The 24,473-nt window shown below is 68.4% G+C and carries 28 protein-coding genes and 1 pseudogene; 22 read left to right on the top strand and 7 right to left on the bottom strand.

All coding sequences use genetic code 11. The features are described from left to right. Positions 1-29: 29 nt before the first annotated feature. On the bottom strand, positions 30-1,544 hold the full coding sequence (locus ACSMXO_RS28440) for a class I adenylate-forming enzyme family protein (RefSeq protein ID WP_455414545.1): 1,515 nt from the start codon (positions 1,542-1,544) through the stop codon (positions 30-32). A 210-nt stretch (positions 1,545-1,754) separates the two neighbouring features. Then, complete coding sequence (locus ACSMXO_RS28435) at positions 1,755-2,783, bottom strand: ParB/RepB/Spo0J family partition protein (RefSeq protein ID WP_455414544.1); 1,029 nt, start codon at positions 2,781-2,783, stop codon at positions 1,755-1,757. A gap of 533 nt (positions 2,784-3,316) precedes the next feature. Between ACSMXO_RS28435 and ACSMXO_RS28430 the strand changes: the two genes are divergently transcribed. From ACSMXO_RS28430 to ACSMXO_RS28340, 19 genes are all read left to right on the top strand, one after another. After that, the gene (locus ACSMXO_RS28430) at positions 3,317-4,447 is read left to right on the top strand and encodes a radical SAM protein (RefSeq protein ID WP_455414543.1); all 1,131 of its coding nucleotides are present in this window, start codon (positions 3,317-3,319) and stop codon (positions 4,445-4,447) included. Next, on the top strand, positions 4,437-5,345 hold the full coding sequence (locus tag ACSMXO_RS28425; protein WP_455414542.1) for an aKG-HExxH-type peptide beta-hydroxylase: 909 nt from the start codon (positions 4,437-4,439) through the stop codon (positions 5,343-5,345). The genes ACSMXO_RS28430 and ACSMXO_RS28425 overlap by 11 nt, the downstream gene beginning before the upstream one ends. Positions 5,346-5,412: 67 nt before the next feature. After that, positions 5,413-5,571: a hypothetical protein gene (locus ACSMXO_RS28420; RefSeq protein WP_346258485.1), complete on the top strand. Its 159-nt coding sequence runs from the start codon at positions 5,413-5,415 to the stop codon at positions 5,569-5,571. Between the two features lie 103 nt (positions 5,572-5,674). After that, the gene (locus ACSMXO_RS28415) at positions 5,675-6,913 is read left to right on the top strand and encodes a YcaO-like family protein (RefSeq protein ID WP_455414541.1); all 1,239 of its coding nucleotides are present in this window, start codon (positions 5,675-5,677) and stop codon (positions 6,911-6,913) included. After that, positions 6,906-7,622, top strand: coding sequence for a TfuA-like protein (locus ACSMXO_RS28410; RefSeq protein WP_455414540.1), 717 nt, complete (start codon positions 6,906-6,908; stop codon positions 7,620-7,622). Before ACSMXO_RS28415 ends, ACSMXO_RS28410 begins: the two co-directional genes overlap by 8 nt. Next, positions 7,622-8,473: a class I SAM-dependent methyltransferase gene (locus ACSMXO_RS28405; protein ID WP_455414539.1), complete on the top strand. Its 852-nt coding sequence runs from the start codon at positions 7,622-7,624 to the stop codon at positions 8,471-8,473. Before ACSMXO_RS28410 ends, ACSMXO_RS28405 begins: the two co-directional genes overlap by 1 nt. Further along, on the top strand, positions 8,467-9,156 hold the full coding sequence (locus tag ACSMXO_RS28400) for a hypothetical protein (protein WP_346258481.1): 690 nt from the start codon (positions 8,467-8,469) through the stop codon (positions 9,154-9,156). The genes ACSMXO_RS28405 and ACSMXO_RS28400 overlap by 7 nt, the downstream gene beginning before the upstream one ends. 11 nt (positions 9,157-9,167) lie before the next feature. Then, positions 9,168-9,827 (top strand): TylF/MycF/NovP-related O-methyltransferase, encoded by a 660-nt coding sequence (locus tag ACSMXO_RS28395; protein ID WP_455414538.1) that lies wholly within the window; start codon positions 9,168-9,170, stop codon positions 9,825-9,827. A 17-nt stretch (positions 9,828-9,844) separates the two neighbouring features. Next, a complete protein-coding gene (locus ACSMXO_RS28390; RefSeq protein WP_455414537.1) occupies positions 9,845-10,723 on the top strand; it encodes a serine/threonine protein kinase in 879 nt (292 codons plus the stop codon). After that, positions 10,720-11,655, top strand: coding sequence for a hypothetical protein (locus ACSMXO_RS28385; RefSeq protein ID WP_455414536.1), 936 nt, complete (start codon positions 10,720-10,722; stop codon positions 11,653-11,655). Before ACSMXO_RS28390 ends, ACSMXO_RS28385 begins: the two co-directional genes overlap by 4 nt. After that, positions 11,652-12,332: a dTMP kinase gene (locus ACSMXO_RS28380; RefSeq protein ID WP_346258477.1), complete on the top strand. Its 681-nt coding sequence runs from the start codon at positions 11,652-11,654 to the stop codon at positions 12,330-12,332. The genes ACSMXO_RS28385 and ACSMXO_RS28380 overlap by 4 nt, the downstream gene beginning before the upstream one ends. Continuing rightward, complete coding sequence (locus tag ACSMXO_RS28375; protein ID WP_346258476.1) at positions 12,325-12,777, top strand: NUDIX domain-containing protein; 453 nt, start codon at positions 12,325-12,327, stop codon at positions 12,775-12,777. The genes ACSMXO_RS28380 and ACSMXO_RS28375 overlap by 8 nt, the downstream gene beginning before the upstream one ends. Beyond that, complete coding sequence (locus tag ACSMXO_RS28370) at positions 12,770-13,861, top strand: aminotransferase class I/II-fold pyridoxal phosphate-dependent enzyme (RefSeq protein WP_455414535.1); 1,092 nt, start codon at positions 12,770-12,772, stop codon at positions 13,859-13,861. Before ACSMXO_RS28375 ends, ACSMXO_RS28370 begins: the two co-directional genes overlap by 8 nt. Further along, positions 13,852-14,787 (top strand): Rossmann-like domain-containing protein, encoded by a 936-nt coding sequence (locus ACSMXO_RS28365; protein WP_455414534.1) that lies wholly within the window; start codon positions 13,852-13,854, stop codon positions 14,785-14,787. The genes ACSMXO_RS28370 and ACSMXO_RS28365 overlap by 10 nt, the downstream gene beginning before the upstream one ends. A gap of 383 nt (positions 14,788-15,170) precedes the next feature. After that, complete coding sequence (locus tag ACSMXO_RS28360) at positions 15,171-15,620, top strand: response regulator transcription factor (protein ID WP_455414533.1); 450 nt, start codon at positions 15,171-15,173, stop codon at positions 15,618-15,620. Between the two features lie 526 nt (positions 15,621-16,146). Continuing rightward, entirely contained in the window at positions 16,147-16,428 is a 282-nt protein-coding gene (locus tag ACSMXO_RS28355; protein WP_455414532.1) for a hypothetical protein, read from the top strand. Between the two features lie 307 nt (positions 16,429-16,735). Then, positions 16,736-17,818: a S8 family serine peptidase gene (locus tag ACSMXO_RS28350; protein ID WP_455414531.1), complete on the top strand. Its 1,083-nt coding sequence runs from the start codon at positions 16,736-16,738 to the stop codon at positions 17,816-17,818. 156 nt (positions 17,819-17,974) lie between these two features. Further along, positions 17,975-18,703, top strand: a complete 729-nt coding sequence (locus ACSMXO_RS28345) for a DJ-1/PfpI family protein (protein WP_455414530.1) — start codon at positions 17,975-17,977, stop codon at positions 18,701-18,703. A 58-nt stretch (positions 18,704-18,761) separates the two neighbouring features. Beyond that, entirely contained in the window at positions 18,762-19,547 is a 786-nt protein-coding gene (locus ACSMXO_RS28340) for a DJ-1/PfpI family protein (RefSeq protein WP_455414529.1), read from the top strand. A gap of 166 nt (positions 19,548-19,713) precedes the next feature. Here ACSMXO_RS28340 and ACSMXO_RS28335 read toward each other — a convergent pair whose 3' ends face one another. The 4 genes from ACSMXO_RS28335 to ACSMXO_RS28320 form a co-directional block, all read right to left on the bottom strand. Next, the gene (locus ACSMXO_RS28335) at positions 19,714-20,160 is read right to left on the bottom strand and encodes a phosphotransferase family protein (protein WP_455414528.1); all 447 of its coding nucleotides are present in this window, start codon (positions 20,158-20,160) and stop codon (positions 19,714-19,716) included. Next, positions 20,094-20,372: a hypothetical protein gene (locus tag ACSMXO_RS28330; protein ID WP_455414527.1), complete on the bottom strand. Its 279-nt coding sequence runs from the start codon at positions 20,370-20,372 to the stop codon at positions 20,094-20,096. Before ACSMXO_RS28330 ends, ACSMXO_RS28335 begins: the two co-directional genes overlap by 67 nt. A gap of 65 nt (positions 20,373-20,437) precedes the next feature. After that, entirely contained in the window at positions 20,438-21,073 is a 636-nt protein-coding gene (locus tag ACSMXO_RS28325; RefSeq protein WP_455414526.1) for a class I SAM-dependent methyltransferase, read from the bottom strand. A gap of 56 nt (positions 21,074-21,129) precedes the next feature. Then, positions 21,130-21,456, bottom strand: coding sequence for a hypothetical protein (locus ACSMXO_RS28320; RefSeq protein ID WP_455414525.1), 327 nt, complete (start codon positions 21,454-21,456; stop codon positions 21,130-21,132). Between the two features lie 554 nt (positions 21,457-22,010). On the opposite strand from ACSMXO_RS28320, the pseudogene ACSMXO_RS28315 reads away from it, so the two are divergent. Next, positions 22,011-22,189, top strand: a pseudogene (locus ACSMXO_RS28315) (conjugal transfer protein TraC); the annotation flags it as partial. A 13-nt stretch (positions 22,190-22,202) separates the two neighbouring features. On the opposite strand, the gene ACSMXO_RS28310 reads toward ACSMXO_RS28315, so the two are convergent. Further along, on the bottom strand, positions 22,203-22,925 hold the full coding sequence (locus ACSMXO_RS28310; RefSeq protein ID WP_455414524.1) for a DUF998 domain-containing protein: 723 nt from the start codon (positions 22,923-22,925) through the stop codon (positions 22,203-22,205). A gap of 213 nt (positions 22,926-23,138) precedes the next feature. Here ACSMXO_RS28310 and ACSMXO_RS28305 point away from each other — a divergent pair, with 213 nt between their 5' ends. Both ACSMXO_RS28305 and ACSMXO_RS28300 read left to right on the top strand, forming a co-directional pair. Further along, positions 23,139-23,531 carry a GntR family transcriptional regulator gene (locus tag ACSMXO_RS28305; RefSeq protein WP_455414523.1) on the top strand — a complete coding sequence of 131 codons (393 nt, stop codon included), beginning with the start codon at positions 23,139-23,141 and terminating at the stop codon, positions 23,529-23,531. Continuing rightward, on the top strand, positions 23,528-24,418 hold the full coding sequence (locus ACSMXO_RS28300) for an ABC transporter ATP-binding protein (RefSeq protein ID WP_455414522.1): 891 nt from the start codon (positions 23,528-23,530) through the stop codon (positions 24,416-24,418). The genes ACSMXO_RS28305 and ACSMXO_RS28300 overlap by 4 nt, the downstream gene beginning before the upstream one ends. Positions 24,419-24,473: the final 55 nt, after the last annotated feature.

The raw sequence follows: 24,473 nt of genomic DNA, 5'->3' as shown, positions 1-24,473 counted from the left end.
TCGGCACAGTACCAACTCCCTCGGTACCGTCAAGATCTCCGCATTTGAACGGAGGTCGACGATCGGTGCGGTTGCACAATCGCGCGGATCCGTTTTCGGTCCACCTTGCCGTGTGGGGTGAGCGGCAGGGCATCGACCGCGACACAGCGGTCCGGCACCTTCGCCGGTTCGAGGCGGCGGGCCAGTTCCGTCAGCACGTCGTCCTCCGGCAAGGCAGTGGCCACCACGACGGTGAGCGGGCCGTCCTCGTCCGGCGGAACAACGGCGGCGCCCTCGACGCCGGCGATGTCCAGGGCCGCCGCTTCGAGTTCGGCGACGCTCGACCGCACGCCGCGGTGCTTGAAGACGTCGTCGCGCCGACCGTGCAGGTACAGGTAGCCGTCCCCGTCCAAGTGGCCACGGTCGCCCGTATGCAGCCGCCGACCGTTCGCGGTCACCCGGAAGGTGGCGGCGCCGAGCTGCCGGTCGCGCCAGTATCCGGCCATGACGTTTCCACCCTCGACGACGACCTCACCGACTTGGCCGGCGGGCACCGGTCGACCCCGGCGGTCGACGACGTGCACGACGGTGCCGGGAATCGCGCGCCCGACCGACCCCGGGCGCACCAGGTCGCCATCCGGCTCCAAGATGGTGGCTCGCTTGCACTCCGTCAGGCCATACATGTGCACTACCGCGGCGCCGGGGAACGTACTACGCAACCCGTCGGCGAGCCGCGGCGGCATCCGGGCGCCGGTGCTGGTGAACATCCGGACCGACTGGGCCACCGCCGGTGATGTCCTGGCCGCCAGCCGGAGCAGTGCGGTGGCGATCTCCGGCACCACGGGCACGATGGTGGCCCGGGAGCTGTTTATCCGCTCGAGAAGGGCCATTCCCTCTCCTGGCCCAAGCGTCTCCAGCCGCGCGCCGGCGGCCGTAGTGAGCAGGATCTGGTAGAGCCCGTAGTCGAACGAGGGCGGCACGCAGGAGAGCACGACGTCGTCCGGCCGGTAACCCAGGACCTGCCCGATCGCCCTGGTCGCGAAGAGGACCCGGTCGTGCGGGCACACCACGCCCTTCGGTCGCGCGCTGCTGCCCGAGGTGTACATCAGGAGAGCGGGCGGCCCAGGGTCGCGGTCGGTGCGGCCGGCGTCGGTCGGGCGCGAGTCCGCGACGGCCCCGTCGAGCCTACTCAGGATTTCCCCGAACCGCGCCGGTGACCAGGTGGGGGCAGGGACGTCGACACTTGCGGGGTCGATGCCTATCACGAGGGCCGGAGCGATGTCGGCAAGTACCATCCGGAGCTGGAACGGGCGCATTCCGGCCGACAGCGGCGCCAGTGTCAGGTCCGCATAGGCCGCCGCGAACAGGATTGTGGCGAACCCGGCACTGCCGGACCGCACTGCGATCCGGTCTCCCGGTCGCAGGCCCTGTGCGCGAAACAAGCCGGCGAGGTTGACGCTACGCCGCCGGAGTTGTTCGTAGGTCCACCGACGGACACCGTCAACGACCGCGATGCGATGGGGATGCCGTCGCGCGGCAGTGTCCAGCAGGGTATGGATCCGCATGTCAAACAGGTATTGAAGCATGGCGGGGCGACGACGGGGCCACTGAGGTTCAACCGACGACGCCGTTCAACTCCCAGCCAGGGGCCGCAGGCTCCGGTCTTCGGACCGCGGCAGGGCCGGATCGGCCGCGTGCGGGGAGCCGACCGGCTACTCCGCCGGGCTCGGGTCGCTGGCCGTCGCGTCTTTCGGGCGGTGGCCCGCCGAGGCGACCTATTCGGACAGCATCTCGCTGAACTGGTGCCATCCGCCGGCACAAGCTTGGGCGACAGCGCGAAGCGGCTCATGGCAGTGCGCGGGAACGGTCTCCGCGGCGTTCGCAGACTGCGAGATGAACGCAAGCGTCGCCGAAAGCAGCCGGAGTAATGCCTTGCCATGATCTGTATACCGCAGGGACGGATCCTCGATGAGCCGTGCCAACTGTGGCCGGATGACGGCTTTGAGGTCCTGTGCCGTCGCCGGCAGCCTGTCGGTGGATGACGAGCCCCGCATCTCAGGTGACGGTCCCGCCGCAGCCGCCTCGGTCGCTGGGGCACGAGCCGCGCCGAGCGTCTTGCGACGAACGTCGAACGCCGTTCCGACCGAGATGCCGGACCGGCGCGCCATCTCACGCAGACTGACACCAGGCTCACGGCGCACGATTTCCTCGGCCAACCGCCTGCCTTCCTCGACCGAGACCGGATGCCGGCGCCCGTCCCGGCCGATCCGGATGTTCAGGTGATGACTCTCGTCGGTTGAACGCCGCCGAAGCGCGGCGACGGTCTTTGCCGCGACCCCGCACACCGACGCTATCCGGCGGTCTGACCACTGCGGATGCGAGGCGAGGATCCGTTCAGCCGCGGCCAGCCGGTCCCGCGTGGTCAGCGGCAAGCCGTGCTCGACGTTCAACTGCACCGCCGCGACGAACGCGTCGACATCGGAGCCATCGAAATAGACGACAGGTATCTGCCTGTCCCCTCGCGCACGCGCGGCGCGCAGCCGATGCATGCCGTCCACCACGCGCAGCGAGGACCGCTGGACAACGATCGGTGGTACCTCGTCGGCCAGCTCGACGAGCAGCCGCGCGTGCCTTGCGCTGACCCCGTCCAATCTCGGCGAGAAGCCGGCCCGCAACGAACCTACATCAACCGTATCGACATGCCGAACTGCATGAGCCGCCTCGCTGCCTGCCTTACCAAGCTGCGCGGTGTCGCCGCCATCCGGTCGCCTCTTCATCTGCCCCTCGTGCCGGTTCGTCACCATGAGAATGATTGCTCTGGCGCCCCGCCGCCCGCGCGCCGACGTAGAGCCTGGAGCCAGGGCGGTGCACAGCCGGATTCGGAACCTCCCCGCCATTGCCCGTCGGCAACGACGCATCCGTGTCGAAGATGCTACGACCGGCTGCGTATATTTGGAGTATATAAAAAGCACATTCGATACACCCTGTGTCTGTCGCGTAACGCATAGAGGATGGCGGCGTGCTTGCTCAGAACAGGCGTTGATCAGGGCTTGTGGAGCATCGTCGTAGTGGGTATCGTCCAGGACCCAAAGCCTCCGGCGAGTAATTCAGGGTCAAGGATTAGGGCGGCGAGGAAGAAAGGTCGTCCACCTCTATCCTGAGGTACTTAGGCGCCTCATGAACCTACTCAGGACGCACGGGCGGGATAGCTGATGTCACGAAAGTCAGAACTGTCGACCACAGATAAGGGCGACCTCCTAGTTACGCCATGGTGGTAGCAGCGATGACGTCACAGCAGTCGACACTACGTACACCCGGGCCGAACGAACCGTTGTCGGTGATCTTGAAACTCGTCGGGGACGCCTGCAACATCAACTGCTACTACTGCTACGAGAAGCGCAAGCCCTACGCCGGCTACGACAAGCTCTCCCTCGAGACCGTCGCACGCCTGCTGGACCTGGCGGACGGCCGACCACTGAGCCTGGAGATGCACGGCGGCGAGCCGCTGCTGTACGGCATGGAGGCGACCTCCGGCCTGCTGAGGTTGCTGCGGGGCTACCCGGGAAACGTGTCCTTGAGCGTACAGACGAATGCCACCATGTTGACGCCGGAATGGTTCGACCTGTTTGCCGAAGAATGGCCAGAGATCGACATCGGAATATCTCTTGACGGGGATCCGGAGGCCAACCGCAGCCGTGTCGACTACCGTGACCGGAGCACATCCGAGCACGTACACCAGGCGCTGGAACTGGCCGCTGAGCGCGGCCTCGCAGTTGGCTTGATCTCGACCGTGACCAAGGACGTGTCGCTCCGCCCGGAGGAGACGCTCGACTTCGTCGCACGGTTCGAGGCGGTGAAGGCGGTGAAGTTCTCACCCTGCTTCGACTTCAACGTCATGCCAAAACGAATTCCGGTCGGCAATCGCGAGACCATGCTGCCCCTGTTACCCAAGGGCGAGGAGCATGCCGGCTGGGCGATCACGCCACTTGAGTTCTCCGCGTTTCTTGTCAGGGCGTACGACCACTGGCGCGGTACCGGCCTGTTCCGACGGTTCCTGCTCGAGCCGTTCACCAGCGTGATCCGGGTGCTCGCCGGCCGCGACACCCGATTTTGCCACTTCACAGAGCAGAAGTGCGCCTTCGTCCTGACCCTCTACCCCGACGGTCGGCTTGGCAGCTGCGACGAGTTGGGCGTACCCGACGGGTTGCTCGGTACCGTCCACGACCTACCGTCGCTGGCCGCGGCGACATCCCTCGTCACCAACCCTTCGCTGCGTACCGGCCTTGACGAACTGCTCGACAAATGCACCGACTGCGACTACCGGCAGACCTGCGGCGGAGGCTGCCTCGCCACCCGCCTGCGTTATCGGAACAGCGCCTTCTACGAGGACTACTGCACCCATCGCATCGAGATCATTGATCACATCGCGGCGGATATCGCCGGAGAGCGGGCAGCCCGTGAGCACTGACGTCGCCCTCACAAACGTGTGGCCGAGCCTCGCCCATGACCTGAAGGACCTACGCGAACGTCGCGCGGCACAGGTGCGGGCCGCCGCGGCACGCCTCGACGAGCGCTTCGTCGTTCCACCGACGCTCGATGCGCGGCAGTACGCCCTACTGCACCATTTCACCTATGCCATCACGGCCGCCGTGCGCGCGCGGCGCCTTGACGACGCACGTGACCTGACCCGACGTTGGGAGACGGCATCCACCGCGAGCGGCACCTCGCTGCTGCCAGGGCATGACGTACGCATCGTCGCTGCCGACGAGTGTGAGCGGTCCGACGACGACCGGTACGAGTCGCCGCTGTTCCTCCACCTGGACCCTGCTTCACGAACGGTGCCATCGGCGCCGTGGTCAGGTGCCGGGGAAGCGATCCAACGCGCCGGACTGGACCACTTCATTACCTCCGTGACAGGTGTCGTTGTCACCATGCAGGTGCGCGGTCGACGCGACACCACACAGAGTTATGCGTTGAAGGCTCTGCCCGGCACGATCTTCATCGACGTCGTGCAGGATCCCGTCCGCCTGGGCGAGTTGATCCTTCACGAATCGGCCCACACACTGCTGAATGAGATCTTCGCGGCATGCGGGGTGGACTTGGACCCCGAAGCGCGCTGGTACTCGCCGTGGAAGCAGGCCTACCGGCCCGCGTACGGGTTGCTGCACGCCGGCTTCGCCTTCGGCGTCCTTCAGAAGTACTTCGAGTTCCACGCGGCAGCCGGCGATCGGCCGTCCGCGTACGCCCGAATCCGGGCAGAGATCGGCGCGGAACAGTGGGACCTCGCGCGCGGCTCCGTGCGGGACGCCCTGGCCGAGGTCCGCGATGAGCGGGTGGCGTCACTGCTGTGGAACTTCGTCGCCTGATGGCGCCCGTTCCCAGCGGCAGGCGCCAACCGGTCCATGTCCCCAACCAGCCGCAGAAAGGAGCAGCATGAAGTCAGACCAGGAGTTCGAAGAGTTCGTGGACGCGATTCAGTCCGCCAACTTCGATCCTCGCGACACCCGCGCGACCGCCCACACGGCGGCCGTCTTCGCGAGCGACTGGGATCGCGTCGAAAAGGCGATCGAAGCTGACCAGCCCGACAACTGAACCTTTTGCAAAGGTTCACTGGTCAGCCACGGCCGGTGGCTTCCGGGCTACCGGTGGCCACCGGCCGTTCCCCCGTCGACAACCTCGGAAGAGCCCATTGATCATGCCGTCCAGCCCCACCGAAGAGGCCGTGTTGGCGGCGGCCCGTGCCTGGTCCGCCAGTGTGGGGGTGACCCGTAGCAGCAGCATCACGCGTCTCGACCGCATCGGCGTGCCCGTTGCCATGGCCGTGCGGCCCGGCGCGCTGGCCGGATCACTAGTCGTCACGGGCGGTAAGGGAACGACCGAGGCCGCGGCCGAGATCGGGGCCCGGCTGGAGGCGGTGGAGTTGGCGGCTGCCGAGCACACCCGATCCCAGGTACCGCTCGTCCGGACTACCTACCGGGCAATCGCCGCCCAGCTCGGCGGTCCCGCCGCGCTCCTGCGGCTGTGTCCCCGCATGGACGTACGAATTCCACTGGACGAGGAGGTGACTGCGGCCCAGGGAACAGACCTGTGCACTGCCGCGCCCCGCTGTCTCCCCAGCGAGCTGGTCCTCCTTCCGCCGCCGCCCGACGCGGCCGTCCGGCCGTACTTCGCGGCGAGCTCCTTCGGACTCGGATGTGGCCTGACGCTGGAGCAGGCCACCATGCACGCCATGCTGGAGGTGCTGGAACGCGATGCCCTCTCGTTTCCATCGCACGCCGGTCAGGAATGGGCCATCGACGAGTGCTCGCTGCCCGACCGCCTCAAGGACCTGGTGGCGCGCGTTCGCCAGGCCGACGTCGCGGTGCGGCTGCTGGTCGTCAGGCAGGAGTTGGGACTGCCGGTCGCGCACGTCGTGCTCTGGGATCGGGCCGAGACGGACCGGCGGTTCGTCAACGGCGGGCACGCCTGCGCGCGTTCACTCGAAGCGGCTCTGGAGCGTGCCCTACTCGAGGCGCTACAGAGCCGTGCCGCCTTCATGCACGGCGGCCGCGAAGATCTACCGAGCCTCGTCGAGGTCGCGACGGAGCAGCCCCGGCCGGGTGACGGATGTTCACTGAACCTTTTTCAACCTGAACCACACGGCGCTCACATACCGCGTCCGACCTCGCGCTCCGACGGACCGCAAGGGGAGGTCGACAAAGGTTCACTGTCCGACGTCAGGCATCAATTCAGCCAGCCGATACCCGACGACTCCGCTGGTCTCGCACACTGGCTGGCCGAACGCGGCGTCGGTCCGACGATCCGGTTCGTCCTCCGTGACGGGAGCATGGGCGGGCCGTGGGTGGTACGCACCGTCATTGTCGGCTGCGAATCATACGTACCCCGGCTCTCGCCCCGAGTGGGTCCGAGACTTGCGGCGTGGTCGCATGGCTGACCGTGACCTGATCTTCGTCGGGCCGACCGGCTACCAGTCGAACCGTCTCGGCGCCGTCTCCGAGCGGTACTCGGTGTTTCCGCCGTTGATCCGAGGCATGTTGGCACCGGTACTGCACGATCACCCCGCAGGCCGGGTGATCCTTGTCGACGGTGGCTTCTATCACGAGTACGCGGTGGACCACCGGGAGATTTGCGCCGCGTTACGGGACGGACGCGAAGTGATCGGGCTGGGCTCGATGGGAGCGTTGCGCGCGGTCGAACTGCGGTCCCACGGCATGCGCGGCTACGGCGCGGTGGTGGAGCTCATCGGACGCTACGGGCTCTACGACGACGAGGTCATGCTCCTACACGGAGCCGAGCCGCCGTACCGGCCGGTGACTGTTCCTCTCGTGGAGGTTCGCGCGGCGCTCGGACATCTGCTGCTCGCCGGGCTCGTGGATGCCGACGATGTGGCAGGTGTCATCGCCGAGATAGCCGGCCTCTGGTTCGCCGACCGCAGCATGCCACGGATCCTGCAGGCACAGCAGCGCCGGACTCCCGGCCGTCCCCAAGCTGTGGAGGCGCTACGCAACCAGTTGCAGGGACCGGCGCTGTTGAAACGAATCGACCTGGAGTGCCTGCTCGCCGGCTCACCACCGCCTGCGGTCCGCATGCTGCCATGCGGCGCGGTCGTTCCGGACTCACCGCACGGGTTCGAGCCGGCCTGATGTTCACCGCACTCAGCATGCCCGCAGACTGGGCCCACATCTCCGCCAACGGCGTTCCCTACCATGATCCGGTCATCGGACCCCGCCTCGCCGAACTGCAGTGCCGCGACGACAGCGAGGTCGCCGGCCGCAGTACGGCGGCGGTGCGCCGCGAGCTGGACTGGCTCGGACTCACCGGCGACGAGCGGATCTTCCACCCCTGTTGCGGCCCGGGAACCTACGCCCGCGAGATCGCGAACGGCACGGGCTGCCGCGGTTACCTGGGCGTCGACATCAACCCGGCAGCGATCGCCGCGGCGACTCGTCGCTGCACCGATCGGAGGTGCCGCTTCCATTGCGGCACGTTCGGAACAGACTCCACCGTGCCGGCGCATGACCTCTGCCTGCTCAGCTACGAGCTGATCAACCAATTCGAACCGCCGGCGCTCGTGGCGACGCTCGGTCACATCGCCGCCGGGCTTGCGCCCGGTGGGCGGGTCTTCGCCGACGTGCGCACCCGGGCGGGCTCCGGGATGCACCCGGTCGACAGCGAGTCGAGTCACTATCCTGCCGGCACAGGAATCTTCCTGCACGACGAACACGACGTCGAGTTCCAGGCCCGGTTCGCCGCCGAAGGGCGCCTCTACGTGCAGCGCTTCCGGATCACGCGTGACGACGGCACGAGGCGAGAGTTCTACTCCTGGCTGTGGCTGTACGACCAGGACGAAGTCGCACGCGCGGCCGCATCGGCCGGCCTCGACCTGGCCGCGGCCGCGCACGTTCATGCCGGCACCGATATGCGGCCGCCGTCCGCGGCCGGCTCGATCCAACTGGTGTTCGTGAAGAAGAGGAAAGGCGCACGACCATGTTGACGACCTCGGAATCGCTCCTGGTGCACAGTATCGAGCAATTCCTGACCCCGACCGAGTGCCAGGCGATTTGCGATGCGGTGGATGAGCAGATCGAGGCTGAGGGCCGTTCCACTTTTGAAGGGGAGCGCACCGTGTCGGTTCACGCCGTCGACGGAATGAGCACCCGGGACGTGATGGACCTCTATGAGCCGGCGGGCCGCCTGGAGCTGTTTCCGCTGCCCGAGGCGGCGACGACGGTACTGGATGAGGCGGCGAGGCGCGCTCTTCCCCACCTGTGCAGCCTGTTTCCCACGGGCCGCCGGCTGACCTCCTGGATCTATCTCGAGTACGGCGTGGGTCAGTACATCACGCCGCACATCGATATGCCGTTCGACGAGAACCAACCGGATCACGTAAAGGTCGCCGGAGTGAGCATAGCGCTCAACGACGGCTTCTCCGGCGGCGAGTTCGTTGTCGAAACCTGCGGCAGTCCGGACTTGTGGACCGAGCCTACGGATGAGCTGCGAAGAGTCCGCGAAGGAGGGGACTACACCACGCCGTGGTACAAGGCGCTGCCGCGGACTCAATGGCGCACCCGCGTAGCAACGGGCAACCTGGTCATGTTCGGCAGCCAGCTCAGCCACAGTACGGAGCCGGTCACCCAGGGACGGATCAAAAAAGTCATCGGCTTCTTTACCAACTGACGGAGAGTGCAATGGACGCGCGTCTCGCATACGAACTGGCTGCGCTCAATTCCAATATGTCCGATGTAGAGCGCCTGGTCTCACTGCACTGGGGCCTGTCCTCGGTCTTGCGGGCCGGGGTCGCGGGCGACGTTGTGGAGATCGGTTGCAACGCCGGTTATACCAGCGTCTGGCTCGCGACAACCATGCTGGCGCTGGACCCCGAACGTGAACTGGTGCTGTTCGACAGCTTCGCCGGGATGCCCGCACCAGGGGAACTGGACACCCATCTGCCAGAGGGCGAGTGCCTGGCGTCGGCGGAGCAGGTCGAGCAGAACTTCCGCGCCAGGAGTCTGCCGATGCCGCGCGTCGTCGCAGGCTGGTTCGACGAGACACTCTCCCAACTACCCCAGCAGGTGTGTTTCGGTTACCTCGACGGCGATCACTACCGCTCCATCCAACTGAGCCTGGAGCAGGTGTGGCCGCGCCTGGAGCCCGGCGGGCTGCTCGTCATCGACGACTACTGCGACTTGAGCCGCAACGAGCGGGCCTGGGATGGGCTGCCCGGTGTGAAGAAGGCTTGTGACGAGTTCTTCGCCGGCACCGGCTGCGACGTGGAGGTCGTCCCGGGCACCTCCGATCTGACCCTCGGCTACGTGTACAAGCCCGCACCGCAGGGCGGGTCCCGATGACGGCCGATACGCCGGCGATGCACCTCGAGTCCCTGGCAGGAGTCTCGCCGACCCACGTGTTCCGCGACGTGCTCGAGACGACCACGGCCTACAAGTCCAGGTCGGTGGTCTCGTTCACCGGATGGAGTACCCTCCTGCTGGTCGAGCGGGCCGACGTCCCGGGCGCGGAGTTCGTCGCCAAGGGGTTCTTCGGCTACCACAGCGTCATCGACGCCGCCCCGGTCGAGCTGCGTCCGGAACTTCATGGCTACTACTGGTACCGGCAACTGCCGGAACAGGCACACCGATATGCGCGGGACCACTTCGTTCAGGAGGCGAACCTGCTGTCGCGGCTGAGCGGCTCGCCGTACTTCCCCAACCTGGTGGAGATGAACCTCGCGGCCCCGGTGCCGCATTACGTGATGGACTACCTACCGCTCGGCTCGGTGCGTCAATGGCTCGCCGCGCACGGGGCACCGTCGACGAACGCCGCCGTCGCCTTTGCACGCCGGCTGCTGACCGGGTTGGCCGTCCTGCATGACGCCGGGTATGTCCACCGGGACATCAACGCCGAAAACGTGCTGATGGCCGACGACGGGCCAGTCATCGCCGATCTGGGTTGCGTCCGTGCCCTCACGGCCGCCGAGCCACGATCGCCGAAGTCAGCCTTGATCTCGTGGCCCCCGGAGTACGACGCGGGGTACCACGAGGCGGACTTTGCCAGTGATCTCTACTGTTTCGGAATGGTGATGTACGAGCTGCTCACCGGCACTATGCCCCGGTACGGCGCCCCGCCGTTGCGCAGCGTGGCGACCGCGCACGATCCACGATTGGTCGATCTGGTCGAGCGGTGCGTGCAGTGGAGGCGCGACGGCCGGCCGCAGAGCGCCGCCGCCGCCTTGGAGGCGCTGTCGTGACCGCCCAGACACTCGCACCGCGTTCGCCGGTGTCCGCTCCGCCTCATCCTGACGACCTGATGCGGCACATGTTTCTCGGCCGATTGATCAGCCAACATACGATGATCTTCGAGCCTCTGGTGTACGCGGAGCACCTTCGCGTCTTGGCGAGGCTGGTCGACGACTCCGTGCTGACCCCGACCGGCGCCGGACAGCTCGCCGCATACACCCCCGCGAATGTGGCTACCGCATGTATGGCCGCCGCCGCTGGCGTGCGGGACGGTGGCTGGCCGGCATTCGCCACCAGCCTGCGGTCCCACGAACTGTCCCTCGGCGTCCGCCACCACCGGATCGTGGTCAGTCCGTCCAGCACGGAGGACCTGCAATGTATGCGGGCGGCAGTAGAAATCCTCGTGGACGGCGACCTGAGCGCCCTGGTGGAACTGGGGACGGGTGGATTGGTACCCGTCGCGGCGCTGCCCGGGCAGGGAAGCCTGGGCGCCAGGCTGCTGCTGGCGCGGGATCGAATGTTCGCGCCGGGCGCCTCCGTGCTGGAGTGCCTGCTGTACGAGGTGATCGCCGCCCCCGCACGGATCTGGGCGGCAGTCGAGCCGTCCGTGTACGAGTGTCTCCGTCGCATTCTCGCCCCGGTCCGAGTCGAGGACGTCTTCGTCGCCGGCTGCGTGGCTCAACTACTCGAGCGGGCGGACGACCGCGGAGACAATCTCGCCGCGCGTATACCTGCGCTGGTCGCACTGGTGGAGACAGTCCGTTCGCCGCAGACGAGCGCCGCTCGAACCGTCGCCCTGGGGCTGAAGGAGGCATCGTTGTTCGCCGAACTGCTGTGCTGCTGGTGGCCGGGAACCGAGCGGGCGGTGCATCTGTTCACCTCCCGGCTCGACTACCTGACCCGACACCCAGCCGGGCATCGACCGCAGGAGCGCTGGTCGTGATCCCGACGAGCCGGCGGGACCGGAGGTTTCCGTTCATCGCATTGGAGGGAACCGACGGCAGCGGAAAGTCGACGCTACGGATCGAACTGGCGAAGGCGTTACGGCGAGTCGCACCGACGGTGACGGAGCTCGGCCAGCACAGCTGGCTTGACGCCGCCTCCGCGCGTGTCATCGTGGGCAACCGCATGGCTCGCAGCAGCTGGAACGCCGAAGCTGTCGTGGAGGCATACCTTCGGGACAAGCATCTCCACTTCGAGTTCAACATCAAGCCCGCTCTCGCCGTCGGTCCGGTACTCACCGACCGGTACGTGCTGAGCGATATCGTCTATCACCACGTCCTGCACGGTGTACCGATGGAACGCATCAGCGCCGCCATGGAAGCACTGCGAATGCCGGCCCCCGACGTGATCGTCTTCGTCGACACCCCACCCGCGCTGGCATGGACGCGGATCGGCACACGCAACAAGGAGCTCCGTCCCTACGAACGCCCGGACACACTCGTCCAGCTGTACGACGCCTACGACCGCGCTATTGCGGCCAACCTTGTGCCGACGCGCATCCTGCGGTTCCGCAACAACGATCAGCTGTCGGAGAGCGCCGTACAGGGCCTCGTTGACCTGCTGCTGCCAGAGTTCCCACATTTGTCGACCAACCGAGAGGCGCCTACCGATGTCTGAGGTCCGAGTACGCGTTGCCGCCTATGTCGTGCGTGACACGCCCACGGGACCGGAATTGCTCGTGTTCGACCACCGGGATCAGCCTGAGGCAGGCACGCAGGTCCCTGCCGGAGGCGTGGATGCTGATGAACCGCTCGAGGACGCGGTCATTCGCGAGGTGGCTGAAGAGACCGGCACCGTCGCGGTCACCGTGCGGACAAGTCTCGGCGTACAGCAACGGCCACACCCGCACACCGGTGAGCCACGGGTCACCGTCTTCTACTACGCGACGACGACGGAAAGTCGGGACCGCTGGTCTCACCAGGTCGCGGGCAGTACCGGCACCGATGACGGGATGGTGTTCGACTGCTTCTTCATCCCGCTGACGCAGGCGCTGGACCTGCTGCCGGACCGGCAGGACGAGTTCGTTCCCGCGCTACTCAAGCTGCTGCCCGAGAATGCATAGCGTATCCGCGGACTTACCGGGGACGTCTCACCCGGCGTCGTGGCCGAACGACCTCTCGTCGGGCAACCCAGATCCGGACCTGCTCCTCTGGCGCCACGATCGCTGGCCCACCACCGTTCCATCCGACCTGCTGCTCTACGGCACCCCCCGGATCGTCGACGCTCTGCTCATTCAGGCACAGGCATACCTCGCCGGCCAGGGGGTCGCCCGCGATCACCTGACGCTACTGCCCGGCGGGCTCGAGGCGGTTGACCGTGCACTGGCGACTCTGCTGCGCTCCGGAGACCGCATCATCGTGGAAAGCCCCACGTACAACGGGGACCTTCCGCTCATCGCCGCGCTCGGTCTGGTGCCCGTGCGGGTACCTGTGGACGAGGAAGGATTCCAACCAGAGGCGTTCGCCGAGGCGCTCGCGGACGCCGCAGGCGTCCTGTATCGTCCGCGGGCGCAGAACCCCACGGGGGCGGCGCTCACGGCGCGGCGCGCCGAGACACTGCGTGCCATGATCCAGCAGGTTCCGCAGCTGCTGGTGATCGAGGAAGACCACGCCGGGGGGATCGCGGGTGCCGACTACGTCTCCGCCATTCCCGCTGGACACCCGCGATGGCTACACGTCGCCTCCGTGTCCAAGTGGCTTGCCCCTGACCTGCGGTTCGCGATGGTGTCTGGTGACAGCGAGTCGATCGGGCGCCTGGATCAGCGCAGGCTGCTGGGCGGCGGGTGGATCAGCCGCATGACGCAGCTCGCTGTGGCGGCCCACCTGGCCGACCCCGGACTTCCGGCCGACCTGGCCAGGGTGCGCCTGGAATACCACACGCGCCGCCGGCACATGCTTGAGCAGTTGGCGGAGCGCGGCCTGTGCGGGCACGGGCGCACGGGGCTGAACGTGTGGATCGAGGTACCCGATGAGGCGGAGACCGTGGCGCGGCTGGCTGCGCACGGTTGGCGCGTCGCCCCCGGATCGCGATTCGCGGCCGCGGTGCCGGCGATTCGGGTGACCGTGGCCGGCCTCCGTGCAGCGGAGGCGAGCCGGTTCGCCGATGACCTACTGTCAGCATGTCAGGGAGCAACACCGTGTCGCTAATTGAGGCTGCGATCCATCACGAGCTACGCAAAGCCGCAGATCATGGCAAGCGCTCGGTGGACGAGGTTCTGACGGGAAGGTCCTTCGCGGCCGTGGTACTCGACGACGGCAGCATCGGCGCCGCCATGGACTACGAGCGGTTCCGTCCCGGCGTCGCATCACCCGCCGCAGTTACGAGTCTGCGTGGCGTCCACCTGGCCGACTACCTCGGGACGTCGCCCGGCGCGTCCCTATTGGACTGTGACCTGGTGTGCACCCCTGCGGCTGGTTCGGACCTGACCAGGCAAGCCGTCAAGATTGCTCTCCTCAGCGCCTTGTCTCGATCCTGGTTCCGGCATGGCGCGCTGGAGGAAGCGGGATTCGATCACATAGTCGCGCCGTTCGACGAGGTACACGCTCATCAGCCGGGGTCAGCGGTGACGGAGGCACTGACCAGAGCTGTCGGAGACGCCGGTACAGTCGGCATCATCGGCTTCGGCGGGCTGATGGAGCACCTGGCCGAAATCGACGGTGTACGCCGCGTCCTGGTAGCCGATCTGCACGAAGCCCCACGCGTCGAGCGCGTCCGAGAGACTCTCGCCCGGTTCAACGCCAGGTTCGGTGAGCCGCGCATCCAGATGGTGGGCAACGACCTCCGCCGCTTGGCCGACGAGTGCGAGGTCGTCCAAATCACACCCTCGTCGCTCTGCAACGCCACGATGGACGAGGTACTTCGGACGCTGCGCGGGTTGCGGCTGATCGTCGTCGGGCCCAGCGGCGCCCTGCCACCGCCGGTGTGGCGTGGGTACGGTGCGGTCCTGGTCTGCACCGAACTCAAGGACAGCCGCTTCGTACGGGCCTACCACAACGACGACCACCTGTACGAATGGTTCGTGGAGTATGACCGGCGGCTGATCTATTGGCCGACGAGCGGCGATGGCCGGTGATATCGGGCACCCGTCCCTGTCGATCCGGTCACGCCGTCCGTTGAACTCGTGCTCGACACGGCAGCGGATCCACGAGGCCATTGATCGGTCGCCGGCCTCGGCGGGGCGCTCGGCCTCCTGGAGCACCTCGGAGGGAAGCGTGCGGGGGATGGGCGAAGTCTCCCGCGCTCCGCGACTACAGCGCCGCGCTCGCCGGGGCGAGCCAGCCGTGCGAGTACGACGAGCTGGTACACAGCAGCCTGGCCCTGCCCGAGCTCATCGAGGCCGCCGTCCGCGCCGGTGAACCAGCGCGCGCCGCCGCCGCGCTGGACCGACTCAGCTCGCGAACGCGTGCCAGCGGCACCCAATGGGCGCTAGGACTGGAGGCGCGCTCGCGGGCGCTGATGAGCACCGGACCGGCCGCCGAGGACCTCTACCGCGAAGCGATCCAGCGGCTCGGCGACTGCCGGATGGCCACCCACCTTGCCCGCGCCCACCTGGTATATGGCGAGTGGCTGCGCCGCGAGGGCCGGCGCCTGGCCGCCCGCGAGCAACTACGCACCTCCCACCAACTGCTGACAGGCATGGGCGCCGAGGCGTTCGCGGCGCGCGCCGCCCGCGAACTGCGCGCTACGGGCGAGCGCCCGCGCAAACGGACCGACCAGTCAGTCGACCAGGTGCTCACCGCCCACGAACTGCATATCGCGCGGCTGATCGCTACCGGGGCCACTACCAAGGAGGTCGGGGCGCAGCTGTTCCTGAGCCCACGCACGATCGACGCACACCTGCGCAACATCTACCGCAAACTCACCATCACCTCCCGCCGGGAGCTCAGAGAACTGCAGCTTCCCTGAGTTCAGAGCGATCCCAGGGCCGCTTCGCGCTAGGCAGGCCCTGGTCTGCTCTCCCGATCACATCACGTAAGTCACGCCGACCGAGAAGGCGACGGCGGATGCGGCCAGCAGCCCGCTCAGTGCGGTTCCGCGAGGCTCAGTGCCGGGCTGATCTGCGGATCCAGGCACAAGCCGCACACGGCGTGCAGGATGGTGCCGTCTGCGCGTCATGCCCACCGTCGAGACCGCGGCCGTCACAGCGGTCGGCTACGCGGCGCTTCACGCCGCCTACATGGTCGGCGACCACATCGTCGAGTGAGACGGTCAGGCCGAGGCCAAGGCCGCACCCCGCACGGGCAAGGCGAACGCCGGTGTCCACCCGTGGCGCGGCTGGATCGCCTGTGCCAACCACGCCAGCAGCGTCACCGAGTCGGCGCCGTGACCTACGCCGGGTACGGGATTCGGGTCGACGCGATCACCCGGACGGGCCGCCGCGCCGGAGGAGATAGCCGAGGCGGCGGCCTGGCTGAGCGATCGTGCGTCGCACGTGGCCGTGGTACTGCCGGTTACCGGGCATCGCAGTGTGACCGGGCCGCGCAGCGACTGGCACGGCCGCCAGAACGTCCCGCAGGCTCTGCGGCGCGCGGCCCAGAAGGCCGGCGGCGGTGTCCCCACCGGGGTTCTCGCGGGCGAGTCGTATGACCAGGGCACGGACCGCGTCACTGATCGGCGGTCGACCGGCGCGTTTCAGGTGCGTCCAGTGCCGTCGCAGGAGGCGTCGGTGCCAGGCCAGCAGCGTCGCTGGGGTGACGATCCGATGCTGGCGTAGAACGCGGGGGAGTAGTCGTGCGAGGGCCGACAGAATCGCCCCTGGTCCGGCTCTTCCGTGGTCGTGGGGGAGCAGATTGGGAGCAACGCTGTGGTCCCAATGGCGCTGAACGGAGCTGAACGGCCTTGAGCTGCTCGGCGACGCGGGCCGGGCTGGCGAGATCCTCGACCTGAACTCGGGGCGGGTACAGCCCGGCGGCGGTCGGCTCTCGGATCCGAGCGACCTGCGCGCAGGCTGGCATCTCGTCCTGCCGTGGGACGCGGTCGGCGCCGAGCTGCACCATGGCCCGCTGCCGGCGAGTGGCGAAGTGTCCTCGGGCTGCGTGTGGGAGACGGACGTCCCGGCGGCGGCTTCATGGGGGCAGACCCTGCTGACGCCGAGCCGCGCCTGGTCTGTGGCGGATGGCTCGGGTGTCAAGGTGGCAGTGGTGGGCTCCGGTGTGGACGGTGCTGCTCCCGAACTGGCCGGCCGGGTCTCCACGGGCACCGACGTCGCCACCGGCACCGGCCGTGGCGACACCGGCTGCGAGGGCTCCGGGACTGCCCTGGCCGGCATCGTCGCCGGTGACGACGGTACGGGGGGCAAGACATTCGGTGTGGCGCCTGGGGCTCGGGTCGTACCCGTCAACGCGGGCACCGCGAAGCTCTCGGCGCGCCTCGCAGCGACCGGCATCGACGTCGCTACCGCGTCCGGCGCTCAGGTTGTCATGGTCGGCGCCGGTGCCGATGCCGCAGAACCCGCGGTGCGGGCCGCCATCAGCGACGCGATCTCGCAGGATGTGGTGGTCGTGCTGCCCGCGTCGGCTGCGGCCGATCCGGCAGATGGCCTGCTCCGCGTCGGCGCGATCCGAAAGGACCGGCAGCCGGCCGAGCACTACCCGGATGACGCGGTGGACCTGCTGGCCCCGGGTGTCGGCGTGGCGAGCATCGGCGGGTCCGGTAGCGGAGCGGAGTACGCTGCCGCGTTCGTGGCCGGTACGGTTGCCCTGGTGCGCTCGGCCCACCCCGAGTTGCATGCCGCCTACGTGACCCGGCAGGTACTCACCACGGTCGCGGGAGGGATGGTCAGCCCGGTCACCGCCGTCACCACGCCGCTGCCCGCGGGCGTCGATACGAACGACGTCGCCGCAGAACCGTCCGGCGGCCTCGTGACGCTGAGCCAGGTGCTGCTCGGGATCACGGTCGGCCTGATCGGGCTCCTGATCCTGCCTTTCCTGCTTCAGCGTTCGGCGCGCATGCTGACCCAGATCTTCGCCCGCCGGGCGAACCGGCAGGCCCAACGGGCCCGCGCCTCGATAGCCGACGACAACGACGACCTGTTCTGGGAGCCGCCCACGAGCGGTTCCAGTCGGTTGGCGCGGGACGAGACGATCGGGTTCAGCGGCCCCTGATCCGCCGGACTGGGACTCGCCCGCGTGTACCCGGTCGGTCTGCCGACCTCACTGGCGCCCGCTGGGAGCTGGCGCGACCGGAACTATCTCGCATCGGTGGGCGACTACCTCTGCGAACCAACGTGTCAGAGCCGATACCACGATGAGGAGCAGTTGATGGATCGCCGGGATGTTCTTCGGGCCACGGTCGCCGTCGGTGCGGTTGCGGGTGGTGCGGTTGCGGGTGGTGCGGTACTGATGCCGGGAAGCGCCTCGGCGGCGCCGGTCTTCACTCCCGCCCGGCCGCTACGGGTGCAGATCGTCACGTTCGGCGGTGTCGAGGAGCTGGACTTCGTCGCCCCGATCGAGGTGTTCGGCATGGCGAAGGGGTTGGGCGGGGCGATCACCACCAGCATGGTGACGGTGGACGGCGACAACCCGGTCGCCGCCTTCCATGGCAGCCAGGTCGGGCCGGTGGGGCGGTGGGCGCCACGTGAGGCGGACCTGTTGGTCGTCCCCGGCGGCGGTTACCGGCGGGCCGACACGCCGGGCGTGTTGTACGAGATCCAGCGGGGTGTCGTCCCGGCTGCGATCGCCGCCGCCCGGCGACGTGGGTTGACCATCGCCGGCATCTGCACCGGCACCATGCTGCTCTCCGCGGCCGGACTGACCGCCGGCCGGCCGTGCATCACCCATCACCGGGCGGTCGAGGACCTGCGCGCCCAGGGCGGTGTGGTCACCGAGGCGCGGGTCGTCGACGACGGGGACCTGGTCACCGCCGGTGGCATCACCTCCGGCCTCGACCTGGCGCTCTGGCTCGTCGAACGGTTCCTCGGCGCCGACCTCGCCGTGCAGGTCGAGCAGGTGATGGAGTACGAGCGGCGCGGCACCGTCTGGCGCCGTTGACAGCTGCCGACCGGCAGCAGGACCGAGCCCGGTGGGGCGGACTGGAAGGAGTCTGGCGATGACGCGGTGGGACGAGGGGCGACGGACGCTGCTGCGGGCCGCCGTGGCCGGTGGCCTCGGCGGGGGACTGGGATCCGCCGCCCTGGCCACATCCACTCGGGCCGGGGAGCCACCCGGTGACACCCGTCCCGGACGGAGGCTGCGGATCGCGATCCTGCTCTACGACGGGTTCACCGCGCTGGACGCCGTCGGCCCGTACGAGGTGCTGTGCCGGGTGCCGAACGCGTCGGTGGTGACCGTCGCCAAACGGCCCGGCCCAGTGCGCACCGATACCAGGGTGATGGCGCTGACCGCAGACCGGTCGCTGCGACAGGTGCCGGCGGCGGACGTGCTGGTGGTGCCCGGGGCCGGCGACCGTGGCGTACTCGGCGCGATGGACGACGCCGAGACGCTTGCGTGGATCCGCCGGATCCACCGGAGCACGAGCTGGACGACGTCCGTGTGCACGGGCTCGCTGCTGCTCGCCGCCGCGGGCCTGCTGCGGGGCGTGCGCGCCACCACGTACTGGGCGTCCCGTAGCTATCTGGAGTCGCAGTTCGGGGTGGTCGTCGTACCGGAGCGGGTGGTTGAGGCCGGTAAGATCATCACGGCCGCCGGGGTCTCCGCCGGGATCGACATGGCCCTGCGACTCGCCGCCCGCCTGGCCGACGAGCAGGTCGCCCAGGCACTGCAACTCGCCGTCGAGTACGACCCGCAGCCGCCCTACGACACCGGAAGTCCAGAGAAGGCCGGACCGGAACTCCAGCAGTTGGCGCTCAAGCTGCTCGCCGACGCGGCCCGGTAGCCCGTAAGCGACGGGTGCGGTTCCCCGCCTGGCGAGGGCGGATCCCGATCACGCGGCGAACGGCCGCTAGTGCGGCTCCCGGCCGGTGCCTCCGTTCCGGCCGGGAGCGCGGCCGCCGTCGACCTGGGCGGCGGCGTGCAGGACTGCGGGGAACTGAGCCAAGCCCTCAAATGCACGCCACTGCCGTAACAGCTGCGACGAGCCGGCGCGGTATGCCCGTGCAGAGGCGTGGGCCGAACATCGAACGGCCGGCGGTGATCAGCGCGCGGGACGCCCGGGTCGTGTCGGGAAGCGGGTCGGCCCAGCGCAGCAGCAGCATGGTCCGGGCGTGGTCGGCTTCCGGCGTACCGCGAGCCGCGTTCGGCCAGTCGATGACCGCGACCCGGTCGGCGGCGACCAGGACGTAGCCGGGGTGGTAGTCGCCGTGACAGCGGCAATCGTCGTCGGGGAGCCCGCCGAGCACCCGTAGCGCGTAGTCGCGTAGGTGCGGTGGCATGACGGCGTCGTGGATGCGCGCGGCCAGGACCTGGCGGAACGGTGGAAGGTCTACTGGCGCCTGGACCTGGTGGACGGCGAGGTGCGTGCCAGCCAGGGCACGGGCCAGGCCGAGCACCGCCAGGGTTGTGCCCCCAGGCGGGCGAGCATGTCCGAGCCGGCCAGCCGCTCCAGTACCAAGCCGGTGCGGTCATCGCGGTCCACGGTGTCGATCAGCTTCGGGGCGACGCCGTGACCGTCGAGGTTGGCCAGGGCCGCCGCTTCGGCGCGATGTCCGCCGAAGCCGGGACGGTACAGCTTGAGCACCGCGTCGTCGCCGTATGCGTACACTTCCGCCTCGCGGCCGACACCGCTTGATTCCGATCATTCCAGGGCCCTCCACGGCGTGCCGGGTATCAGAGGGTGGCTTGCTTGCGGGCGAAGATGCGTTCGATCGAGCCGGCCTTGAGGCGCTGCACCTCGACGATGTCGAATCCCGCTGCCCGCACGAGCGGGAGCTGGCGGCGGGTGAAGTGCTCACCGGCGGCGCGTATGGTCACGCGTTCCAGGAGCCACTGCACGGCCCGGATCGGCGGCCAGCTACTGCCGATGTGGTCGAGCAGCAGCAGCCGCCCGCCAGGCACCAGTACCCGCCGCATCTCCCTGATCGCGGCGGCCGGGTCGGGGATCGTGCACAGCGACAGCGCGCAGACCACGGTGTCGAACGCTTCGTCGTCGAACGGCAGCGCCTGCGCATCGCCGGAGCGCAGATCGACGTCCAGCCCGAGGTCGGCGGCGCGCTGCCGGGCGATGGCCAGCATCGCCGGGCTCAGCTCGATCCCGGTGATGGTCACGTCGGCCGGGTACAGCGGCAGGTTGCGGCCAGTGCCGATGGCCACCTCCAGGACCCGCCCGTGTGCGCGAGCGGTGAGCCATTCGCGGCCACCGCCGAACCAAATCCTCTCGAACAAGACGATCTGTTTGTCGTAGCCGGGCGCTGATTTGTCCCACACCCGCAGGGCTTTAGCGGTCGGGTCTTCCTTGCTCTTCACGCTGGGCCTTCCGATCCGGGACGGTCAGGAACAAGGGCGATGTGGTCCATGGTGGACTATGCGGCGGCGGCGATGAATCCGCCGATCGCGGCGCGGATCCGGTCGGCCGCCTGTGCCGGGCCGGGTTGGCCGGCGTCCAGCCAGGCGATCACCGCCTCGATCGCGACGGTCGGTGCGAGGTGAGACGCCCACCGCGCCCACGCCGAATCGGCGACGGCCTTGATCTGCACGCGCGCGATGTCGTGAATCTCGGTCCGGAACCGGTCGGACAGGGCACGGAACTCCGGCTCCCGAGCGGCGTGCTGGAACAGCAACCGGAACCCGGCCGGCTCGGCCGCCGCGGCGGCCGAGCCGGCCGTCGATGCTGGCCTCGGTGAACTCACCAACCTGCTCCCCGACCTGCGCCGCAAGCAACCGGCCCACCGGCCAGCCCGTACGCCGCTACGAACGCGACCGGCCGGCCCTGATCGACGACACGCGTGACGAGCAGGCGGCGGGCGTACACGGTCAGCCGGGCGTTACGGTGGGCCATAGAACCTCCGGTAGGTATGGGTATTTTACTCGGCCGGTTTATGCTATAGGCGACCTGGACAAACGTGCGTGAGTATGCCGCTGGGCCACCGGACTACTGGGGGTCAAGGGGTCGTCGGTTCGAATCGGGACGTCTCGACAGACAAAGCCCTGACCAGCGTTTCTGCTGGTCAGGGCTTTTTGTCTACAGAGTTTTTGAACCTCCCCCCGAATTCCCCATTCACGGGTGCCGGCAACCAGGTTTTATCCGTGTGTGTCGTTGTGCCCTACATCTGCGGACCGGCTATCAAGGTCGGTCCGAGGCGTTCAGGGATCTCGGAGACGTCCGGAGCTTGGACGGGCTTGGCGATGTAGTAGGTGTCGGTGACCTCCTCGCTGGAGTGTCCAAGCTGCGGCGACGCGCTACCTGCGCCTCGGCGGCGGCTACGCGGCATCGCGGATCGTGACCGGCTACCCCGCCGAAGTCGGCCCCGCCTGGCTCGACCCGCTGCTGGCCTGGCCAGGCCGCCTCGACGTCGGCGTCCACATCGACCCCCTGGCCCCGCAATCGCCGCCGCCCGGCTACGCAAGCAGCGAGCCCTTCTCCTACCCGGAGACGCTACGGCGTCCCCTGACCCGAGTTGCTGAACCGCTCCTGCCGCCGCTGACGCAGTGCCAGCGCCGCCAGCCACAGCCAGCCGGCGCCTACGCCGAGCCGTTGCCACAATCCGGCCGTGGCAACAAGTTCGGGATCCTGACCGAAGCCCGCGCCGGCAAGGAAGAAGAAGGCGAGAAAGACGGCTGCGCTCAATCCGGAGTACAGCGCCCAGACGCCCGCTCCGCGCCGGGCGAATGCGTACGCCATCACCAGCATCGCCATGGTCAGAGCGAGGAAACCGGGCAATGAGAAGGCCCAGTCATGCAGGAGGCCATGCCAACTCGGCTCTGCCGGCAGGGCCGGCGTGCCGCGTGGGTATCCACTGACCGGGTCGCCGACGAACACGCCGGCGCCGAGCAGCCCGACGCCCCAGATCGCTACGAGCAAAGGACCCATTCGCGAACCGGGTCCGACCGGGAGGCTACGCCGCAGGCCGGCCGCGAACGCGATGGTAAGCGCTCCTGCGACCACGAAGTTCACCACCTGAACCCAGCCCCACGGCCCGAGCGCGAGCGAGCTGCCCGGGTGCCGCCAGGGGTCGTAGTCGGCCCGCACGGCGCCCTGGACCAGCAACGCGGCCATGAAGGCGGGACCCGCCACGAGGCCGCAGACCAGTAGCGCCTTCGGTGCGCGGCTCGGCGGGCGCGGTGTTGGCGCGGAAGGAGAAAGGGCTAGGACAGTCATCTGTCAACCGTAGTTGACAAACAATTGGTCGTCAACCTGCATTGACAACTGCTCGGGCGCTGGGCATCACGTGGGGTAAGCCGCCGTGTCGATCGCGCCTCCTGGCCACCGCGGTTCCCGGGGCAGATCTGACCGATCGAGGCGCGGCTGGTACTTGACATCGAACACTCCGACCTCCACCATTCCACTACTTGACTAGTTAAAGAGGTATAGGTGATCAGGTTTCAGCTGGATCCCCGCTCCGGGGTATCGACCTACCTGCAACTCGTCCAGCAGGTGAAACACGCGTTGCGGCTCGGGATGCTGGAGCCGGGAGACCGGCTGCCGACCGCGAAGGAGGTGGTGGCGAGTCTGGCGATCAACCCCAACACGGTGCTCAAGGCGTACCGGGAACTGGAACGGGAAGGACTGGTGACCGCCCGGCCCGGCCTCGGCACCTTCATCGCGCGAGCGCTCGGCACAGCGTCCCCGCTCGATCGGGCCCGGCTGCGCCGCCAGCTGGCTGGCTGGGTCCGCTCCGCGCATGCGGCTGGTCTCGTACGGGAGGACATCGAGGCGATGTTCGCCGAGAGCCTCCGGAACCCGGCCGGGGAGAGTGTGGCGTGACCTTCGCGATCGAAACGACCCGACTGGGCCGGCGATACGGCCGTACCTGGGCGCTACGCGACTGCTCACTGGCGCTACCGGAAGGTGCCGTCGTCGCCCTGGTCGGGCCGAACGGGGCCGGCAAGAGCACCCTGCTCAACCTCGTTTCCGGGTTGTTGCACCCGTCCGAGGGGGCGGTCCGCGTCTTCGGCTCCCCGATGGCCGACGAGCCGTCCATGCTGGCCCAGATCGCGTTCATGGCCCAGGACACCGGGCTCTACCCGACGTTCACCGCCCGGGACCTCCTCGCCTTCGGCTCTCGTCTCAACCCGGCGTGGGACGACCGGTGGGCGAGCGACCGGCTCCACGCTCTCGGCATCCCCGACCGGGTCGCCGCCGGGCGGCTCTCGGGTGGACAGCGCGCGCAACTCGCCCTCGTGTTGGCCCTCGCCAAGCGGCCCCGGCTGCTGCTGCTCGACGAACCGTTGGCCAGTCTGGACCCGGTTGCCCGGCACGAGGTCATGGCCCTGCTCATGGAAAGACTGGCCGATGGCGGACTCACCGTACTGCTCTCCTCACACATCATCACCGACCTCGTTGACACCTGCGACTGGCTGGTGGCCATCAACCGAGGCAGGATCCAGATCAGCGGGAGCATCGACGAGCTGACCGCCACGCACAAACTCCTTACCGGTCCGCGCGCCGCGCTCGACACCCTGCCGGCGCGACTACCCGTGATCAGTCGGACGGTCACCGAACGGCAGGCTATCGTCCTCGCCCGTCTCAGCAACGAGCCGGCCGGTCCGCGGTGGACAGCACGGGAAGCCAGCCTGGAAGAGCTGGTCCTCGGGTACCTACGGCAGCCGGACGCGACTGCACTGTCCGGACCGATCACCGCTCGCACCTGATCCACGCCCAGACCCGGCCCGGCCTCGCACCGCGCCAAACCCGACCTACGAAATG

This window comes from Plantactinospora sp. DSM 117369, assembly GCF_053764795.1.
Note: the sequence above shows the minus strand (reverse complement) of the source record. Positions and strands in the feature narration are given on the sequence as shown.

What these genes read in the sequence shown, in the direction of transcription:
- ACSMXO_RS28420 (WP_346258485.1), top strand. Translation starts at nt 5,413, where the DNA reads ATGAAGTCAGACCAGGAGTTCGAAGAGTTCGTGGACGCGATTCAGTCC.
- ACSMXO_RS28370 (WP_455414535.1), top strand. Translation starts at nt 12,770, where the DNA reads ATGCATAGCGTATCCGCGGACTTACCGGGGACGTCTCACCCGGCGTCG.
- ACSMXO_RS28410 (WP_455414540.1), top strand. Translation starts at nt 6,906, where the DNA reads ATGGCTGACCGTGACCTGATCTTCGTCGGGCCGACCGGCTACCAGTCG.
- ACSMXO_RS28440 (WP_455414545.1), bottom strand. Translation starts at nt 1,544, where the DNA reads ATGCGGATCCATACCCTGCTGGACACTGCCGCGCGACGGCATCCCCAT.
- ACSMXO_RS28310 (WP_455414524.1), bottom strand. Translation starts at nt 22,925, where the DNA reads ATGACTGTCCTAGCCCTTTCTCCTTCCGCGCCAACACCGCGCCCGCCG.
- ACSMXO_RS28405 (WP_455414539.1), top strand. Translation starts at nt 7,622, where the DNA reads ATGTTCACCGCACTCAGCATGCCCGCAGACTGGGCCCACATCTCCGCC.
- ACSMXO_RS28375 (WP_346258476.1), top strand. Translation starts at nt 12,325, where the DNA reads ATGTCTGAGGTCCGAGTACGCGTTGCCGCCTATGTCGTGCGTGACACG.
- ACSMXO_RS28360 (WP_455414533.1), top strand. Translation starts at nt 15,171, where the DNA reads ATGAGCACCGGACCGGCCGCCGAGGACCTCTACCGCGAAGCGATCCAG.
- ACSMXO_RS28415 (WP_455414541.1), top strand. Translation starts at nt 5,675, where the DNA reads ATGCCGTCCAGCCCCACCGAAGAGGCCGTGTTGGCGGCGGCCCGTGCC.
- ACSMXO_RS28435 (WP_455414544.1), bottom strand. Translation starts at nt 2,783, where the DNA reads ATGGTGACGAACCGGCACGAGGGGCAGATGAAGAGGCGACCGGATGGC.
- ACSMXO_RS28340 (WP_455414529.1), top strand. Translation starts at nt 18,762, where the DNA reads ATGACGCGGTGGGACGAGGGGCGACGGACGCTGCTGCGGGCCGCCGTG.
- ACSMXO_RS28345 (WP_455414530.1), top strand. Translation starts at nt 17,975, where the DNA reads ATGGATCGCCGGGATGTTCTTCGGGCCACGGTCGCCGTCGGTGCGGTT.
- ACSMXO_RS28400 (WP_346258481.1), top strand. Translation starts at nt 8,467, where the DNA reads ATGTTGACGACCTCGGAATCGCTCCTGGTGCACAGTATCGAGCAATTC.
- ACSMXO_RS28395 (WP_455414538.1), top strand. Translation starts at nt 9,168, where the DNA reads ATGGACGCGCGTCTCGCATACGAACTGGCTGCGCTCAATTCCAATATG.
- ACSMXO_RS28390 (WP_455414537.1), top strand. Translation starts at nt 9,845, where the DNA reads ATGCACCTCGAGTCCCTGGCAGGAGTCTCGCCGACCCACGTGTTCCGC.